The 17,736-nt window shown below is 71.1% G+C and carries 17 protein-coding genes; 11 read left to right on the forward strand and 6 right to left on the reverse strand.

Annotated features, from left to right (window positions below):
* Positions 1-147 precede the first annotated feature (147 nt).
* Genes OG455_RS28140 through OG455_RS28150 form a run of 3 tightly spaced genes read left to right on the forward strand, consistent with a single transcriptional unit; the run spans position 148 to position 2,419 of the window.
* The gene (locus OG455_RS28140; protein ID WP_266298400.1) at positions 148-906 is read left to right on the forward strand and encodes a hypothetical protein; all 759 of its coding nucleotides are present in this window, start codon (positions 148-150) and stop codon (positions 904-906) included.
* Complete coding sequence (locus tag OG455_RS28145) at positions 906-1,517, forward strand: hypothetical protein (protein ID WP_266298402.1); 612 nt, start codon at positions 906-908, stop codon at positions 1,515-1,517. Before OG455_RS28140 ends, OG455_RS28145 begins: the two co-directional genes overlap by 1 nt.
* Entirely contained in the window at positions 1,514-2,419 is a 906-nt protein-coding gene (locus OG455_RS28150; protein WP_266298404.1) for an alpha/beta hydrolase, read from the forward strand. Before OG455_RS28145 ends, OG455_RS28150 begins: the two co-directional genes overlap by 4 nt.
* Here the strand turns inward: OG455_RS28150 and OG455_RS28155 are convergent.
* The 6 genes from OG455_RS28155 to OG455_RS28180 are packed head-to-tail and all read right to left on the reverse strand — an operon-like array spanning position 2,346 to position 6,958.
* Positions 2,346-3,107 carry a hypothetical protein gene (locus OG455_RS28155; protein WP_266298406.1) on the reverse strand — a complete coding sequence of 254 codons (762 nt, stop codon included), beginning with the start codon at positions 3,105-3,107 and terminating at the stop codon, positions 2,346-2,348. The two genes, OG455_RS28150 and OG455_RS28155, sit on opposite strands and share 74 nt — an antisense overlap.
* Positions 3,104-3,763: a hypothetical protein gene (locus OG455_RS28160; protein WP_266298408.1), complete on the reverse strand. Its 660-nt coding sequence runs from the start codon at positions 3,761-3,763 to the stop codon at positions 3,104-3,106. Before OG455_RS28160 ends, OG455_RS28155 begins: the two co-directional genes overlap by 4 nt.
* Positions 3,760-4,887, reverse strand: a complete 1,128-nt coding sequence (locus tag OG455_RS28165) for a TPR domain-containing glycosyltransferase (RefSeq protein ID WP_266298410.1) — start codon at positions 4,885-4,887, stop codon at positions 3,760-3,762. The genes OG455_RS28160 and OG455_RS28165 overlap by 4 nt, the downstream gene beginning before the upstream one ends.
* Before the next feature lie 3 nt (positions 4,888-4,890).
* Positions 4,891-5,655 (reverse strand): hypothetical protein, encoded by a 765-nt coding sequence (locus OG455_RS28170; RefSeq protein WP_266298412.1) that lies wholly within the window; start codon positions 5,653-5,655, stop codon positions 4,891-4,893.
* A complete protein-coding gene (locus OG455_RS28175) occupies positions 5,652-6,302 on the reverse strand; it encodes a histidine phosphatase family protein (RefSeq protein ID WP_266298414.1) in 651 nt (216 codons plus the stop codon). The genes OG455_RS28170 and OG455_RS28175 overlap by 4 nt, the downstream gene beginning before the upstream one ends.
* The gene (locus OG455_RS28180; protein WP_266298416.1) at positions 6,299-6,958 is read right to left on the reverse strand and encodes a phosphoglycerate mutase family protein; all 660 of its coding nucleotides are present in this window, start codon (positions 6,956-6,958) and stop codon (positions 6,299-6,301) included. The genes OG455_RS28175 and OG455_RS28180 overlap by 4 nt, the downstream gene beginning before the upstream one ends.
* Here OG455_RS28180 and OG455_RS28185 point away from each other — a divergent pair.
* From OG455_RS28185 to OG455_RS28220, 8 genes are all read left to right on the forward strand, one after another.
* Positions 6,957-7,865: an alpha/beta hydrolase gene (locus OG455_RS28185; protein ID WP_266298418.1), complete on the forward strand. Its 909-nt coding sequence runs from the start codon at positions 6,957-6,959 to the stop codon at positions 7,863-7,865. The two genes, OG455_RS28180 and OG455_RS28185, sit on opposite strands and share 2 nt — an antisense overlap.
* A gap of 272 nt (positions 7,866-8,137) precedes the next feature.
* Entirely contained in the window at positions 8,138-9,241 is a 1,104-nt protein-coding gene (locus OG455_RS28190) for a nucleotidyltransferase family protein (protein ID WP_266298419.1), read from the forward strand.
* A gap of 32 nt (positions 9,242-9,273) precedes the next feature.
* Positions 9,274-10,233 carry a hypothetical protein gene (locus OG455_RS28195; RefSeq protein ID WP_266298420.1) on the forward strand — a complete coding sequence of 320 codons (960 nt, stop codon included), beginning with the start codon at positions 9,274-9,276 and terminating at the stop codon, positions 10,231-10,233.
* A 9-nt stretch (positions 10,234-10,242) separates the two neighbouring features.
* On the forward strand, positions 10,243-11,547 hold the full coding sequence (locus OG455_RS28200; protein WP_266298421.1) for an aromatic ring-hydroxylating dioxygenase subunit alpha: 1,305 nt from the start codon (positions 10,243-10,245) through the stop codon (positions 11,545-11,547).
* Between the two features lie 206 nt (positions 11,548-11,753).
* Positions 11,754-13,244 carry a class I adenylate-forming enzyme family protein gene (locus OG455_RS28205; RefSeq protein WP_266298423.1) on the forward strand — a complete coding sequence of 497 codons (1,491 nt, stop codon included), beginning with the start codon at positions 11,754-11,756 and terminating at the stop codon, positions 13,242-13,244.
* Complete coding sequence (locus OG455_RS28210; RefSeq protein ID WP_266298425.1) at positions 13,228-13,758, forward strand: phosphopantetheine-binding protein; 531 nt, start codon at positions 13,228-13,230, stop codon at positions 13,756-13,758. The genes OG455_RS28205 and OG455_RS28210 overlap by 17 nt, the downstream gene beginning before the upstream one ends.
* 283 nt (positions 13,759-14,041) lie before the next feature.
* On the forward strand, positions 14,042-15,394 hold the full coding sequence (locus OG455_RS28215; protein WP_266298427.1) for a condensation domain-containing protein: 1,353 nt from the start codon (positions 14,042-14,044) through the stop codon (positions 15,392-15,394).
* Complete coding sequence (locus OG455_RS28220; protein WP_266298429.1) at positions 15,378-17,711, forward strand: peptidase domain-containing ABC transporter; 2,334 nt, start codon at positions 15,378-15,380, stop codon at positions 17,709-17,711. Before OG455_RS28215 ends, OG455_RS28220 begins: the two co-directional genes overlap by 17 nt.
* Positions 17,712-17,736 lie beyond the last annotated feature (25 nt).

Consider the following 17,736-nt stretch of genomic DNA (forward strand, 5'->3'; position numbering starts at 1 on the left):
CCCCGTGTCAGCAGCCCGCATCAGCGGTCGTCGCAGCCGGTCCTGTCGCATCAGGAGGCATAGACGCACCGCACCCCGTTAAGATCGTCCAACAAGCTGACCCTACACAGAAATTAACGACTATTCATGTGTCTTATGCTGAATCCTGTGGAAGGGGCCGCCGGAACCGGCCTGTGGTCCACCGCGTACGAGCCGTTACTGGTGGACGCGCCACCGGGAGCGGAGACCGGAGTGTTGTTCGTGCACGCGCCGGGGGAGAACCGCACCGGCGGCAATTACCTCTTCGCGGGGCTGGCGAGGGCCATGGCCGCCGAAGGGATGCTCGCGGCGAGATTCGATCTGGCGGGCTGCGGCGAGAGCCTGCGGGAGCCCGAGTTCGAGGTCTGGGAGGCGCAGGTCGCCGACGCGCTCGACCTGTTGGCCACGCGGGCGGGGTTGCGCCGCGTCCACGTCGTGGCGCGGGGGGCCGGCGCGGCGCTGCTCCCGGCGGCGAGCCGATCGGTGGCCTGGCCGAGGGTGGCCGGGCTGAGGGTGGCCCTCTCCCCGCCGCTGCCGCGGACACTGCTCGACCTGCTCGACCTGCTCGACCTGGGTGGACACGTTGACGACAGCGGCGAGGTGACGGTGCGGGGCGTACCGTCCGGTGCGCTCGCCGCGTGCTGGGCCGCAGCGGGGGTCGAGCCCAACCTGATCGGTGGCCTGAGCCTGCCGACGGCGGCGCTGCGCGCCTGCGCGGCGGGCCTGGCGCGGCCGGCCTGGGACGTGGAGGCCGGCGCCGCCACCCAACCGTTCCGGGTGCCGGAGCGGATCGTGGTCACCGAAGCCGACCCCTTGCTCAGGTTGCAGGCCGCCCGAATCGCCCTCGCAGCCCTCCTGACCCGCCGGCTCTCCCAGGGAGAATCCTGATGTTCATCGCCGTTACCGGGCCCGACGGGGCCGGCAAGACCACGTTGTGCGACGTGCTGGGCCAGGACGGCCGGGCGTCCGGGACGACGCCGGTCGTCGTCGCGCCACTGGAGTCCGGCAAGAAGCTCGCCCTGCGCTTCGGTGCGCTGCCCGCGCCCGGCCCCGGGCGCTGGGCGGCCCGTGAGGAGTGGATGGCCGGCTACCTCTGCCTGTGCCTGGTGGAGTGCGCCGAGCGGTTCGTCCTCCCCGCGATGGAGGCCGGCGGCACCGTCGTCGCCGACAAGTGGGTGGCGGACCTGCGGGTCTCGCAGGACTACTTCGGCGTCGACCTGAGCCGCTGGTCGGCGGCGCTGTCGCGGTTGCCGGTCCCCGATCTGACGGTGGTCCTGCACTCCTCGGTCGACACCTTGTCCCGGCGGCTGGCCGAGCAGGGCCACGACGGTCCCGGGGCCCGTCAGGACTACCTTGAGCACGCCGTCCGACGGTACGCGCGCCTGCGGGGTCGGCCGGGGATGCTGCACCTCGCCGCCGACGCGCCGACGGGGGAGAACGCGGCACGGGTGCGCGAGGCGCTCGTGGCCCTGCCCCAGCAGGACGGGCCGGGCCGATGACGGCTTCGGACGGCGCGGTGACGGTCGTCGCCTCGGGCATCCGCCGCACCCAGGCGATCGTGACCCAGACGGTCGTGACCCAGGCGGTCGTGACCCAGACGGTCGTGACCCAGACGGTCGGGATCGAGGCGGTCGGGGCCGAGGCGGTCGGGACCCGGCCTTTCGGCGGCAGGCTGATGATCGTCCTGGACGAGCCCTCGGCGCGGCCCGCGCGGGGCCTGGTCGTGTGCGCGCACGGTCTGACCGGCGATCGGACCGGCCCCGTGCGCCTGCTCGCGGACTGGTCCGCCGCGCTCGCCCGCGCGGGCTGGGCGGTGGCCCGGCTGGACCTGCGCGGTTCGGGCGACTCCTCGGGGACGTTCGAGGAGGCCACCCTCGCCCAGGGCGTCGAGGACGTCCTGGGCGCGACGGCGTGGAGCCGGGGGGCCGTCGCCGGAACGCGGGGCCGGCCCCTGCCGACCGTCCTCGCGGGCATCAGCCTCGGCGGCCTGCCCGCGGTCGGGGCCGCGGCGAGCGTCGACCCGCTCGCGGGAGTGCTGCTGCTGTCGAGCGACCTGCTCGAAGCGGAACACTTCGCCGGGGCGCCGACGCTCTTCCGGGACGGCGAATTCCACCTGAGCACCGCCTACCTCGCCGAGCGCGCCGCGCTGCGGCCACGCGCCGCGCTGGCCTCGATCGGCGCGCCGGTGCGGTTGGTCCACGGCATGGACGACCCGTTCGTGGCGCCCGAAGTCCCCGCTCTGCTGGAGCTCGGGATCAGCGCGCGGGGGATCCCGCGGTGCGGGCACCTCTTCGAGACGCCCGCGGCGCGGGCGCGACTGGTCGAGCTCAGCCTCGGTTTTCTGCGGGAATGCGTTCCAGAAGCGCTCGAACGACCTGCTCGACGGCCCGGCTCCGGCTGACCTCGCTCTCCAGGTCGTTGTCGACCTGGAGGGCGAAGTGCGGGTAGTCGTCGAGTTCGGTCTCCGACACGTGTTCCAGGGCCTGCGGAGGAGGCGTCAGCGCGTCGCGCTGCCGCAGCCTGCGCAGCCGGGTGTCGTCGCTCGCGTTCACCCGGACCAGGAGGAACCCCTCCGCGCGCAGCGCGTCGGCCTCCGCCCCGGAACGGACGTCCGGCACCACCACACTGCTCCCCGACGCGTGGGCGGCCCGGGCCGCGGCGAGCGTCGACCGGACCCAGACCAGCGGATCGTCGGCGCGGCGAGCCACGCCCCAGTACTGCATGGCACCGCGCCCCGCCGCGGTGCGGTTCCTGATGATGCCGGCGCCGTGCTCGGCGATCTCCGCCCACAGCCGCCGGACGAGCGGCTCGACCTGCTCCTCGGCCAGTTCGAGGAGGCGCGCCGCCGAACGGACCGCGGACCGGGGACCGGAACCCGCCTGCTGGGCACGTGAGATCTCCGCGGCGGTCCGGTCGACCTCGTCGACGATGCCGGAGCCGAAGCGGAGCACGACCAGCGGTCCGCTGGAGCAGCGGGTCGCGGCCTCGAGAGCGATGGTGTCCTTACCTGCGGCCATCCGCCCGCTGACCGCCAGCCGGACGACCGAGCGGCGGCTGAGGGGGTCGCCGCGCTCGTGACCCGCCGTCACCTCGGCGCCCCTGTGATCAGGACCGGTCCGGCGAGCCGCTGGACCTCGCGCAGCAGGGCGTCAACCGGAGCGGTGCCGTCGACCACCACGAGGCCGTCCTGGTCCGCGTGGTCCAGGAAGCGCTGCCGGGAGAAGCGCAGGAACGGCTCGCCGGTCCCCACTCCCGCGTCACCGCGCCGGTCGATGCGCTGCTGCGCGACCTCGGCCGGCAGGTCGAGCAGAACGGCCAGGTCCGGCCGGGGCAGGGCGCGGAAGAGGTCCAGATCGCCGGTCAGGTCCACGCCGAACCACTCCTGGCTGACCAGGTGGTCCCACACCCACCGGTCGCACAGCACGTCCACGCCCGCCGCCAGCCTCGGTTCGACCAGGTCGACGGCGTTCGCCAGCAGCACGGTGCCGATGTGGTGGGCGACCAGGGCTTCGCGCCGGGCGGGCCAGTGCCCGTCGGTGCCGGGCGGCGCCGGCAGGCTCGCCAGCGCACGCAGCATCGCGGGGTCCCGCTTCAGTGGCGTCACGACCTCGACGAGCCTGCCACCGCGCTCCAGCAGCCCGGCCAGGCCGCCGATCAGGGTCGACTTGCCGCCGCCGTCGATGCCGGAGACCGTGACCAGCGAGCCGCGACCCGGGGCCGCGTGCGGGGACCCGGCGTGCCTCATGCGCGGTCCCGCATCATCCGGGCGTACGCCAGGTGGTAGCCCAGCCCCCGGTAGCCGAACGGCGTCTCGTAGTGCGTCAGCGAGTAGTAGTCCCGGTCGACGAGGCTCGACGGGCCGCGCAGGGTGAAGGCCGGGTTCGAGGCCGCCGCGCGCTCGTAGGCCGCCACCGCGTCGGCCCAGCGCCCTTGCGCCTCGGCGATCAGCCCGAGGTTGATGTCGATGTGCTGCAGGGCGGGCTCGGCCTGCTGGGCCCGGCGGAGGTAGCCGACCGCCTCCTCGTGGTCGCCGAGTGCGAACGACTGGATGCCGGCCATGGTCAGTAGCGCGGGATCGCGCGGGTCGATGCGCAGCCCGGCCCGGTAGGCGTCGAGCGCCTCGGCCGCCGAGCCGCTCGCACGCAGTACGTGTCCGTGGAAGAGACGGATGACCGGGTTGTCCGGCGCCGCGTCGAGCGCGCGCGTGATGTGCTCGGCGGCGGAGGCGAAGTCGCCGAGCGTGCGGCTGATGAGGGCGACGAAGGCCGGATAGAACGCGTCGTCCGGGTCCTCGGCCTGGGCCTTGGTGAACAGGTCGAGGTAGCGCTCGGCCTTCGCCGTCCGCTCCGCCAGTGGGCGGCAGTGCCCGAAGTGGTTGAGGATGACCGGGAGGTCGTCGACCGCGTGCCCGGCCCGCTGCAGGGACGGCGCCACGCTCTCGTTGACGATCCGTTCGTACCGGATGTCCGGTCCGCCGCGGAAGAGCTTGAGTTCCCTGGTCGGGAAGAAGCCGCCGTCGGCGAAGAAGTTGTACCGCAGCAGCGTCATGCCACCGGTCGTGGATCCCTCGCGGTCGTCGCAGTGCTCCGACAGCCGCGCGTTCTCGGTGAGCCGCTCATCGGCGTCGAGGAAGAGCACCCACGGGGTCGTGACGCGATCGAGCACGAAGTTCCGGGCCCGGGAGAAGTCGCCCTCGAACGGGATCGCGTGGAACTCGTCCGAGAGTTCCCGTGCGATCTCCTGGGTGCCGTCGGACGAGCCGGTGTCCACGATCAGCACGCGATCCACTTCGGCGCGGGCGCTGGCCACGCAGTCGGCGAGATGTCGGCTCTCGTTCCTCACGATGAGGCAGAGGGAAATGCCAGTCATGTCTCAACTCCAGTTCGCAGTGTTGGCGAGCTCGTCGAAGGCGGCTCCGAGGACCCAGCCGATTCCCGCGCGGGTGACCTCCAGGGCGCCCAGTGGGTCCGCGTCGCCGAACACCACGCTCGAACCCGCTCGGGGTCGACGAGGCGTCACCCGGAGTTCCAGGTCCCATCGCACGCTCTCCAGCCGGTTCGCGGCCCAGTCGAGCACGCCGGCGATGTCGCGCCCCGGGCCCGGGCCGAGGCTCGCCGCGCCCAGCGTGTAGGCGGCATCGCCCGGCTCGGCCGCCTGGTCGGGCGAGTCCGGGGACTGCCTGGCGCGCAGGACCTCGGCCACCCGGCGGCACTCCTGCGGGGTCGGCGGTGACATGGCGATGCGGACCGTGCCGGACCCCTCGGCCTCGTCCTCTCCGCCGGTGTCTTCTCCGCCGGTCGTGGCGAACAGGGCACAGGCGGCGCCCCGGGCCAGTTCATGGACCGGTCGACCCGGTGCGATCAGCCGCGCGTGGCGCAGCGCCCCCGCACGCTGAGCGGACCACACCGCGGGATCCGCCACGACGAGGCTGTCGCCGGAACCCGGAGGGTCGGACACGATGGTCGCCACGCCGAGTTGCGCCCAGTACCGCGACCACTGGGCGAAGACACCGTAGCGGCCGGCGCGTGGCTCGGTCGGTGCCGGCTGGAGGACCACCACGTGCCTGATCGTGTCGGGTGCGGTGACCAGCAGTGGCTCCCGGCCCGGTGCGGGGAACAGGACCTGCCGCACCGTCATTCCGGCGCCCCGGCCGGGTTGATCGGCGAGGCCCACTGTGCGACCGTCCAACGGCCGCCGGTGGAGACGAGCTCCGTGAACGTGCCGCTCGGTATCTCCTCGGTGTTCCACATCGCGGCCGGAGAGTGACCCGTGACCGACAGCGCGGCTGCCTTCACCGTCAGGGAATGGGTCACCAGGAGCAGCGGCTCCGGGTCGGCGTCGTCCGGGAAGGCCGCCACGGCCTGCGACGCGGCCTGCCGGGCCCGGGTGAAGAAGGCCGCGAAGCTCTCCACTCCTTCGGCTTCGAAGTCCTGCGGTGCCTCCCAGAACGCCTTGCTCTCCTGGGGGAAGCGTGCGGCCACGTCCGCGAAGGTCAGACCCTGCCAGGGGCCGAGGTCCATCTCGCGAAGCCCCTCGTCGACCGTGATCGACGGGTTCCGGCCGGAGCGGGCAGCGGCGATCTCGGCGGTCCGCAACGCGCGTGGCGCCGGCGAGACCCGCATGCGGCTGATCCCGTGCCGCCGGATCAGGTCGCCGAGGTCCTCGGCCTGCCGCTCACCCCGCGCCGTCAACGGTGCGTCGAGAGTGCCCTGGATGCGGCCGAGCAGGTTCCATTCGGTCTGGCCGTGCCGGACCGCGAACAGGCGCTTCGAGACATCCGTCATGCCGGTCGTCCTTCCCGCGGCTGCAGGCCGCTCGCCAGCCGCAGCAGCTCTTCGCTGTCGTACCCGACCGGGGCCCAGGTGGTCCACTGTCCGCCCGGGTCCAGGACCCTGACCTGGTCGGGGTCGGCCGTGTCCCACTCGAGGCAGACGAACTGACCGTTGCCCAGGGTGTTGTCGCTCGAGTCGGGATCGAGGCCGGGCTGGAGCAGGCACCGCAGCCCCCGGATCAGCTCGCCGTGCGCCACCACCAGCACCGACGCACCTCGGCGGTCCCGGATCCGCGCGGCCAGACCGGAGTAGGCCCGGCTCGCGGCCGCCGCCAGGCTCTCGCCGCCCTCGGGGACCCAGAACCAGGGATCCTCCGAGGACTCCCGCCTGGCAGCGGCCAGGAACGTCTCCCGCTGCCCGGCGTCGAGGGTCCGCAGCCGCGGCCCCCAAGCCCGTTCGGCGAGCCAGCCGGCGATCTGCCACCCGGGCTCGGCCAGGCCCAGCAGAGCGGCGGTGTGCATCGCGCGCCGCATCGGCGAGACGAGGTAGAGGTCGTGCCGGTCCAGCCCGGCCTCCCGCAACAGCCGACCGCCTGCCACTGCCTGGTCCGCGCCACGGGAGGTGAGTGCGTGGGTCTCCGCACGGCGCAACCAGAACTCGTCGGGCATGGGGTCGCCCGCGCTCGCGCGGTTGCCCTCGCTCTCACCGTGCCTCATCAACACAAGTCGCCGCAACAGCATTTCGCCCCTCTCGATCAAGATCGCCCGACAGATGGATGATACTGAGATGAGATCATCTGACACGACGTCCGCTGAGCGCGGCCACCACCTCCTCGACGTCGGAAGGACGCTGTCACTGGTCCACGACAGCCCCGCGCGGGAATCCCGTTGGGCCGCGACGATGGTGCCCGACTTCACCTGGGACCGGCACGGGAAGTACGGCACCGCATCGGAGTTCGCCCGGCGGCTGGCGGTCTCCGGAATGGACGTGTGCAGGTTCGACGCGGAGGGGTCCGGCCTGGCCGGCGCCTGCGGTCGATGGCCTCTCGTTCCCTGGGAGGCGATGGCCGAGGAGGTGTGCGCGGTCGCGGACTGGGTGGCCGGCCGAACGGCTGCGAACGCGCGCAAGGTGCTGATCGCCGTGGGCATCGGGGGCGTGCCCGCCGTGTCGGCGGCTGCCCGGATGCGCCGGGAAGGCCACCGCGGGGCGCCCGAGGCGCTGGTGCTGATCGGGGCCGATCTGGTCCAGTCGGTGCGGTTCGTGGTGACCGGCATGGCGTCGGTCCGAGCCGGGGAGCAACTCGCGCCGTCGCGGGTCTTCCGCTCCAGGGAGCGCCTGGAGCCGCGGACCGAACTCGCGGCCCTGGACATCCCGGTGCTCTGTGTCCGGGGTGCGGCCGATCCGCGCTTCGCCGATCCGGGCGCCGACCTGACCCGCTTCGGGGCCGTGACCTGTGTGATCCAGAACTGCTCGGACCCGTTCGAGGAAGCCGTGACCACACGGGATGCTGCGTCTGCGATCCAGCGGTGGATCGATGATCCGCAGAGATCGAAAAGTTCTACCGTTCTGACCTGAAGTCAGGTTACGATCCATCAAGATGCCGCATTCGGCAGTCAGTTCGACCATGATGGGAGGTGTGCCGTGGCTCGCAAGGACTACCTGATCATTCCGATCATCGTGAACCAGCCCAAGAAGGACGCGTAAGCGGCCGAAGGGCACTGGGTCATAGCGACCAACAGAGGCGCAGGGGACCTCTGTAGCCGGTCCCCTGCGCCTCCGGTCGGAGACCGGTGGACCGCGGGCTTCTGCTGCCCGAGGTCGCCGGGAGCACCATGGGGGGCATTGCAGTGAAGACGGTGAACGATCCCACACGAACCGCGTCGATCGCCGACAGTATCCTTTTCGGCGAGGTGACGGCAGATGCTTTACGCGCCGCCCGCGCGCACAAGGTCGTCCCGCAGCTGGCCGCATTGACGGACCGGGCGCTCATGGCGGACGACATCGCCTACTGCGGAGCCGCGGCGAAAGCCCTGGAAAGCGCTGCGGTGGAAGCCGCTGATGCCTTGTCCGGAGCCGGAGTCGACGCGCTGGTTCTGCGGGGTATCGCGCTTCAGCGGCACTTTCCGGGCCGCGACCGGCAGTTCAGTGACATCGACCTCGCCCTGCGGCGTGTCCGCGACCTGCCCAGGGCGCTGCGCGCACTGGAACGCGTCGGCTACTCACTCGGACGCCCGGTGGTCGCGCGGCGATCGGCGTCGGGCTGGTGGGCCGCGGCCGCACTGCGCAAGCCCGCGCAGGGGCTTCCGCATCCCGTCTATCTCGACCTGACCATGCCCGGCCCGGGCCTCGACGTCTTTCGCCACGTACGGCTCGACGACGCGGTGTGGGACGGGGCGGAGCGGGCCGAGGTGTCCGGCCGTACCGTGCCCGTGCCCTCGGCGACCTCGTTGCTGACCGTCCTGGCCGTCGAGCTGTGCGAGCGCGAACACGTGATCGCCCGCGATGTGCTGGACCTGCTGCATCTCATCGACGCCGGCGCCGACGTCCCGACCGCGGCCCGGCAGTTGCGCGGGCTCCCGGTGCGCCGGGGGCTGAACCTGCTCGCGGAGGTGGTGGCACGGTCCAGCAGCCGCGCCCGGCTACTGGACGGCGTCATCAGGGAGTTGCTGGCACAGACCGCGGCAGGCAGCGCCCCGCCGCGCCGCTCGGCGCGCACCGCCTCGGCGAGACCGTCGTACGAGTACGCGGTGTCGCGCAGCGCGGTCCGCAGGCATCTGCGGCACGGAGCCGTCGTCTACGGCCTGCCGGACCCGGACCGCCGACTGGCCGGTCTGCCCGGCAGCAGCGCCCATCCCGCGCTCGGCGGCATGACGCTGCGCACCGCGCCGATCGCCGCCGCGGACGAGGTGGCGTACAGCTTGCCGGCGGCTGCCGACGGGGCGGGGTCATGACCTCCGTCCCGCCCCTGCTCCAGGTGCGGCGGGTGTCCGTCGAGGACCTGGCGGCGCTGCGGGCACTCGCCGTCGAACGAAGCCTGCGCCGACTTCGGGAGGCGGATCGCGTCGGCGAGGAGTTCGCGCGCCTTCGCCGTACCGTCGCCGCCGAACTCACGGAGCGGCACGCGACGGGGGAGGGCCTGGTGGCCACGGCGCGGGACGCCGGTATCACCCACGCGATCCTGTGGCGGGACGGTACCCACCCGCTGACGGGGCACCACGAGCGGCAGTTCTTCCAACTGCTCGAAGGGGCCGGGACCGACCGCCCGCCAACCACGCCGGAATGGGGGGAACTCATCGGCCGGGCCGAACGGCTGGCGCCCGCCGGGACGGACCGCCTGCAGGCCGAGATCGGGTCGGCGGAGCGCGCTGGGCAGCTCGGCGCCGCGCTCCTCGCGGCCGGGTTCCGCGACCAGATCCTGCACACCCACAAGACGCTCGCGGTGCCGGGCGGTGAGGAGCCGGCGGGCCTGCGGTCCGGCGCGGTCCTGCGCGCCCTGCGCGACGACGAACTCTGGTTCGCCGTGGCCTGCGTGAGACGGGCGATCGTACAGGCGCTGGCGGCGCCGGTGGAGGGGCGGCGGGTGACGGAGTTCGTCACGTCGTGGTTGAACACCATCGACCACGAGAACCTCCGGTCCTATGTCGTGGAGCACCGGGGCCGGCCCGTGGCGCACGCCTTGGTGTCGCTGACGCAGGCCCGGCATCGCCCGGCGCCGGAGGCTTCACTGATCGACGTGATGGTGCCCGATGCCGAACAGCGTGGCCACGGGTGGTCGCGGCTGCTGACCGGCTGGATCGGGACGACACTGGCGCGCGAGGGGGTGCGCGATCTCAGGGCGACCGTGGTCGTGCCCGACGGCGACTACCCGCACGCGCTGGTGCGCGACCTCCGCCAGGCCGGCTGGTGGGTGGAATCGGTTTCGATGACGAAGGAACTGCGGTGATCCCTCCCGATGCTCAGTGAAGAGAAGAACAACGTCCTGACCCGGGTGGGACCGGGCACGCCGATGGGTGAGCTGCTGCGCAGGTACTGGCATCCGGTGGCCGCCGCAAGCCAGTTGGACGAGCAGCCGGTCAGACCGGTCAGGCTGCTCGGCGAGGACCTGGTGCTCTACCGGACCTCGGACGGCGGGTACGGACTGGTCCAGCGGCAGTGCCCGCACCGGGGTGCGGATCTGGCCGACGGCTGGGTCGAGGGCGAGGGACTGCGGTGCTTCTACCACGGCTGGATGTTCGACCGGGCCGGTGCCTGCGTCCAACAGCCTTACGAGGACCTGTTCGAGTCGGAGCGGCCGTTTCGCGACCGGGTCCGGGTGAAGGCCTACCGGGCGGCGGAGTTCGCCGGGCTGGTCTGGGCCTATCTGGGCCCTGCTCCCGCTCCGCTGATTCCGGTGTTCGAGCCGCTCACCTGGCGACGCGGGTTCGTGGAGATCATCTTCTCCGAGCTGCCGTGCAACTGGCTGCAATGCCATGAGAACGCCGTCGATCCGGTGCACTTCGAGTGGCTGCACTCGAATCTGCTCGCCCGCAAGCTCGATCCGGACCGGCCGCAGTACGGTCCGCGCCACCTGGGGATCGAGTTCGAGGAGTTCGACCACGGCATCGCCGTGGCCCGCTCCACCCAGTTGGACGGGGAGCGGCCGGACTGTCCGATCGCGCCCAGCAACCGGCTGGAGGACAGCGGAATCCTCTGTCTGTGGCCCAACGTCCTCTACGCGGGCGGCAACCTCGAGTGGCGGGTGCCGGTGGACGACGTCACCACGCTGAGCATCGTCCGGCAGTACTCGCCGATCCCCAACGACATGCCGGATCTCGCCCAGGAGCGCATTCCCTCCTGGTACGGGCCCATCCGGCACCCGGACGGCTCGTGGATCACCAGCCACACCCTGAACCAGGACTTCGCCGCCTGGGTGGGGCAAGGCGTCGTGGCCGATCGCACGGTGGAGCACCTGGGTCGCAGCGATGAGGGAATCATCATGCTGCGCAGACGGCTGTTCGCCGACATCGAGCGGGTCCAGCAGGGCGAGGACCCGGCCGGAATCGTTCGCGACCCGGCGGCGAACGAGTGCATCGGACTGCCGGTCTTTCGTCGTGAGCGGTTCGTCAACGGACCCGACCGCGAGTTCTACGAGCTGCAGCAGGAGCGAATCGGTCGTTGGAAGACGGACGAGGGCAGCTACTACGCCCTGCAGGCCGGCCAGCCGGAGTCGGTGCGGCGGGCGTACGAGCAGGCCATGGGCATCTCGTCGGAAAGTTGATCGCGTGCGACGGATGACGCATCCTAAAATGCCTTCTGTCTACCAACTGTGGTCAACTCGACTCCGCCTTAAAGACCTTGACGTGAAATCAGCGGCGTGACACGCTTCTGATGGCGGGTGCGGGGGATCGCAATGTGCCAGGGGAATGGTCAACCATCCCGTATCCACGGCATTCGCACACCATTCAGCCGAATTTGGAGGATTCGATGGGGGGCAGTCGCGCGGGGCAGCCGCTCGCCGCCAGGCTGGCCGAGATGGCCGACCGGGCCCCTGCTCGCGTGGCACTGGTCGAACTGGTCCCGGGTGAACCGCCGGTGGTGATGACCGCCGGGGCGTTGGCCGAGGAGGTGCTGGGCCTGGCCGGCGAGATGGCGGCCCGGCTGGGCGACGACGCCGTGATCTGCCACCCCGCGACGAACACCATCAGGACGGCCACGGTCGTGCTCGCGGCACTGTGCGCCGGCGTCACGGTATTTCCCTACCCCGCGCGGATCGACCGGGAACTGTTCGAGGAGGCCCTCGGAGCAGCCGGGCTGCGCACCGGTCGGGCCGACTCCGTCACGGCGGTACTCCTGGACCCCGGTGGCTCGCCGGGCCTGGGCGAGATCGCCTCCTGGACGAGCAGGCGCTACACCGCCGCGCCGACGCATCTGCTGGCCACCAGCGGTTCGACCGGCCTCCCCAAGCTGACGCCCTTCTGGCAGCGCGCCGACTACGATCCCCGCGCCGTGCCCGATCCCGTGTTCCGGACCTGCGGATGGCGGAGCGGCCAGAACCAACTGCTCGTCCTGCCGCTCAGTCACATAGCGCCGTTCTCGGCCCTCGTCCAGGGTGTGCTGGACGAGAACCGGCTGGTGCTGGGCACCGGGCTCGCCCCGCAGGACATCGCGGCCGCCATCGCCGAACACCGGGTCGACTGGATGATGCTGACGCCGGTCCACCTCCAGCGCCTGCTGCCGGTCGCGTTGGAGCGCCCTGCCGATTTCGACAGCCTGCGCGCCGTCGTCCACACCGCGCTGCCGTGCCCGGCGGAGCTGAAGAGGGCCTGGCTGGCCGCGCTGGGGCCCGAACGCCTCTACGAGATGTACGGCGGCACCGAGGGGGTCGGCGTGACCGTCATCCGGGGTACCGACTGGGAGGTGCGACCGGGTTCGGTCGGCCGTGGGGTGATGACCCGGATCCGGATCGTCGACGAGCACGGGCAGGAGGCCAAGCCCGGAGAGCTCGGTCGGATCTACCTGCGCCGCCTCGGAGCACCGGCGGTCGACCGGAACCGGGCCGGCTGGCTGAGGTCGACCCCGGACGGCTTCATCAGCCTCGGTGACATGGGCTGGGTCGACGAGGACGGCTTCCTGTTCATCCATGACCGGGCCGCCAACGGCGTGAGCGTGAACAACGAGACCGCATGGCTGGGCCGCACCTCGGCCGTGCTGCGAACCCACCCCGCCGTACTGGACGCCGAGTGTCTGCGGCACGGCACCGCCGAGGCCATCACGGCGGTCGTCGTCGTCCGCCCCGGGGTCGCGGCGGACCTGAGGGAACTCGCGCGCCACTGCGCGGACCGGCTGGCCGTCCACGAACGACCCGACTGGTTCGTCCAGGTGGCCGACATTCCGCGCTCCGAACTGGGCAAGGTCAATCGGATCAAGCTCGAGTCAATGGTGGAGGAGGGATTGAATCGTGGCAGCCTTCAGTGATGCCCGTGACGCGGTACTGTTCCGGACGTCCTGTCCGGACATCCTCGGCGCGGCGGTCGCGGGCGATGTCGAGCTCTCGCTCTACGTGTCGACCGACGGAGTCCGGTCGGGGCCCGAGGTGCGGCAGAAGTTCCGCCGCTGCTACGGCGTGAATCCGAAGCGCGTGGTCTTCACCGGAGGCCTGCGCTGGCCGGCGGTCGGCTGGTGCCCGTCGGACCCTGAGCCCGTCCACGGAAGGCCGGCCCTGGCGACCTATGTCTTCGAAGCCCCTTCGGACGACCTCGAGACCGCACTGGCCGACATCTGGTCAGCGATCCTCGGTGTCCAGCAGGCAGGGGTCCTCGACGACTTCTGGGAGTCGGGGGGCGATTCCCTCGGCATCGTGGAGCTCATCGAGCACCTTTCCGAGACCTACGGTGTGGGGCTCGACTTCGCTGACGTGAACGCCGACCTGACGATCAGAAAGCTGGCCACGCTGATCAGGCCGATCAGATCGAAGGCCGGGCGCACCTGAGTGTCCATTCGGCGATCCCGCTCCCGGTAGGACCGACGAATGGCTTCCCTCATTCCATGACTAGCTTGACGGAGGTGAACAGTATGGAGATCTTCGATGAGGAGTTCATCGACCTCGAGACCATCGAGGACGGCGCGCTCGACGACATCGTCGGCGGTGGTTTGGCTATCAACGGCTCCGTGAAGTTCCCGTAATGACGGGGACATCGAGCTGAACGAGGGCTGGCGCCTTCTCCTGCGGAAGGCGCCAGCCCTGATGCGGGAGCGGATTGGAGAGCAGGTCCATGCGGCAGTTGACGGAGGACTCGGCGATACCGCTCACGCTGTCCCAGAGGCTGCTGCACGACTCGTTGTCGCGGCAGCCGGAGCTGAGATCCACGGTCGCGCTCTCGGCGCGCCTCGTCGGCGACCTCGACACCGATGCCTTCACCGCCGCCCTGCGGGACACCGTCGAGCGGCATGACGCGCTGCGGATCGCCTTCGGTGCCCGGTCGGACGGGGAACCGTACCAGTGGATCCGCGAACTCCCCCCGGAACCATCGACAGTTCGGCTCCAACGTGTCTCGGCCCCCTCGGAGGAGCGGTTCACCCGCTTCGTCCGTCAGGTCGCGGCCCTCGACATGAACCGTCCCTGGGATCTGTCGGACAGCTATCCGTTCCGGTTCCGGCTCCTCAGCCACACCGCCGGCCTCCACGCGTTCCTGGCGACCTTCGCTCACCAGGCCGTGGACAGTGCCACGCATGCGATCTTCACCCGGGATCTCTGGCAGTTCTACCACCACCGCGTCGACAGCGGCTCTCCCGCACCGGACCGGCTGACCGGTTCGTTCGCCGCGGCCGCCCGGGCGCACCAGGCACGAGACCTCCGGGCGGGCGACGACGCGCTGACGGAGTTCTGGCGTGAGAGGTTGCGGGAGGCACGCGCCTGCGGCTTCACCGCCGCCCGCCCGCCCGGCCCGCTCGCGGACTGCGAGGCCGTCGAGGCCTCGTTCCAGCTCGCCGGGCCGCGGCTGTCGGCGCTGCGTGCCGCCGCACGTCGGTCGAACTGCACGGAACTCCAGTTGATCCAGGGCGCGTTCGCCGCGGCGATCTTCCAGTACACGCCGCAGGACACCATCTCCCTGTCGACCCCGATCGACACCCGCGGCGCCGCGGAACGCGGCGTCCTCGGGATGTTCGACCTGGGACTCCCGCTGACCCTGAGGCGGTCCGCGTCGACGGCCGAACTGCTGGACCGGGTCAGGCAGGAGTCGTTCGAGGTACTGCGGCACCGGCACGTCACGGCCGGCGCGCTGGAGCGCATCGGACCGGACAGCAGCGACTGGCTCGGCAGGGGCTCCGCGAGCAATCTGTGGATCACCTACGCGCGGCTCGCGCCGCTGCGCAGCCGGCCGGGTGACGGCGCCATCCGGGTCGACCAGGGATTCTACAAGCCCCAGTGGCGAAGGCAGTTGGCGCCGATCGATCTTCGGGTCGCCAGTCGGCCCGACCAACTCGGTCTCGTCCTCGCGCTCGACAGCGGACGGATTCCCGAACCGAGCGCCCGAGCCGTCGCCGACACGCTCAAGGCCCGACTGACGTCCCTGGCCGATGTGAACCGATACGAGGAAACGCCACAGGATGCCGAACACAGCTGACCGCCAGGGCGACCAGTCCGACCGTCCCCGGTTCAGGGAGCAGGCCCTCCAGAACCGGCCGGCCGGCCGGATGATCGGCAACCCGCTCGTGCTCCCGGGTCCGCTGGCCGATCTGCGGCGCGGCGTCCCGAGGCCGGCGGATCTGAAGGCCACTGTCGCACACCTGTTGGGCCGCCCGGCGCTCCCGGTCATCTACCAGACCGAGAGCAGTGACTGCGGCCCGACGTGCCTGGCGATCGTGCTGGCCCACCACGGTGTCGAGGTGGATGTCCGCTCGCTGCGCCGGGAGCTGAACATCAGTCAGAACGGCGTATCGGCACGCTCCCTGCTCGAAACGGCCCGGAACCACGGGATCTCGGGGCGGGGTGTCAGGGTGTCCGTCAAGGGACTGCGTCAACTGAGGCCCGGCAGCATCCTGTTCTGGAACTTCAACCACTTCGTGGTCTTCGAGCGGGCCACCGCGGCCCACGTCTACGTGGTCGATCCGGCCTTCGGGCGGCGGCGCCTCACCCTGGAGGCGGTGGCCGAGACGTTCACCGGGATCGCGCTGGAGTTCGAGGAGCCGCTGGCGGTTCGACGCGGTCCCGGACTGCGGATCGGCAGGCGGCTCGCGCACAGTCCGTGGCGCTTCCTGCGGTTCTTCCTGAGCCGTGACCCGCGCTGGCTGCCGCTGCTGGGCACCTCGCTGCTGCTGATCCTCTTCAACCTGGCGACTCCGCTGGCGACGGCCTATGTCGTCGCGCACGCCGTGCCATCGGGGAAGCCGGCGCACGTCGCCCTGCTGGTGTTCCTGGCGGGTGCGGCAGCCGCGGTCTTCGGCTGTCTGCAGCTGGCGCGTGCGGTGAGCCTCGTCTCGCTCCAGTCGATGGCCGACAAGAAGGTGACCCTGGGCATCCTGGCACATCTGCTGTCGCTGCCCTACGAGTACTTCACCAGACGCAACCCGGGTGATCTGGGAATGCGGGTCAGGACCAGCACGGCCGTCAGGCAGGTGCTCACCGGGACCACGCTGTCGGCCATGGTCGACGGCTCGATGGTGCTGGTCTATCTCACCCTGCTGCTGGTCGCGGACAGCGGGTTCGCGCTCGTGACCATGGTGCTGGCCGGTCTTCAGGTGCTGATCCTGGTCATCTTCTGGAAGCGGCAGCGGTACCTCTCCGCCGAGGCGCTCGAACAGCAGTCAGTGGCAGAGGGCGGCCTTCAGGAGCTGTTGGACGGCCTGCAGACGCTCAAGGCGTCGGGCCTGGAGGACATCGCCTGCGAGCGTTGGAGCCACAGCCTGGTGGAGGAGATCAACGCCCGCAACCGCAGTCGGCGTAGCCAGGCCTTCGGATCGACCCTGAGCGTCACGCTGCAGTTCCTGGCGCCCATCGCGGTCCTGCTCGTGGGGTACCTGCGGGTCTCGGCCGGCGAGATCTCGCTCAGCAAGGCCGTCGGCTTCACCGCCCTGGCCACGGGCGTCTTCATCCCGCTGTCCAACCTGATCCAGAACGCGCTGCAGGCCGCCGGCCTCGGGGCTTCGCTGGCCCGGCTGGCTGACGTGTTGGAGCACGAGCCGGAGGCACGTCAACTCGGGACCGTCCCGGACTACGACATCGGGGGCACGATCGAGACCAGAAAGCTGAGCTTCGCCTACCCCGGGAGCCGGACGCCGACGCTCACCGACATCGACCTGCGCATCGAGCCCGGAGCGTTCGTCGCCGTCCTGGGGCGATCCGGTTCCGGAAAGTCCACCCTGGCCTCGATACTGGCCGGTCTGCAGAGCCCGGCAGGCGGCGAGGTGCTGATCGACGGGGTACCGCTGAGCCGGCTCGACCCGGTCGCGCTCAGACGGAACCTGGCGTACGTCTCCCAGGACTCCCGGATCTTCTCCGGGACCATCAGGGAGAACATCGGATACGCGCTTCCCGGCGTCGGCAAGGAGCAGTTGCACGCCGCGGCGCAGGCGGCCGGGATCCACGAGGACATCTCCCGACTGCCGATGCGGTACGCCACCCTCCTGGGCCCCGGAGGCCTGGGGCTGTCCGGCGGCCAGCGCCAGCGCATCGCGCTCGCCAGGGCCCTGATCAGGGATCCTCGACTGCTGATCCTTGACGAAGCGACCAGCGCACTCGACGCCAGCACGGAGGCGGGCATCTTCGAAGCCCTGTCACGTCGCGACCACACGATGATCGTGGTGGCCCACCGCCTGTCGGTTCTCGAGGCCGCCGACCAGATCGTGGTGATGGACGCCGGACGCGTGGTGAGCCACGGCACCTTCGAGGAACTGGCCCGGTCCTCGGAGGACTTCCGCTCGCTCCTGGTCAGGCCGAGCTGACCGGCAGGGGAGATCGGGGGGAGAT

Origin of the sequence: Kitasatospora sp. NBC_01287 (assembly GCF_026340565.1) — a bacterium.
In the GTDB taxonomy this organism is placed as follows: Bacteria; Actinomycetota; Actinomycetes; order Streptomycetales; family Streptomycetaceae; genus Kitasatospora.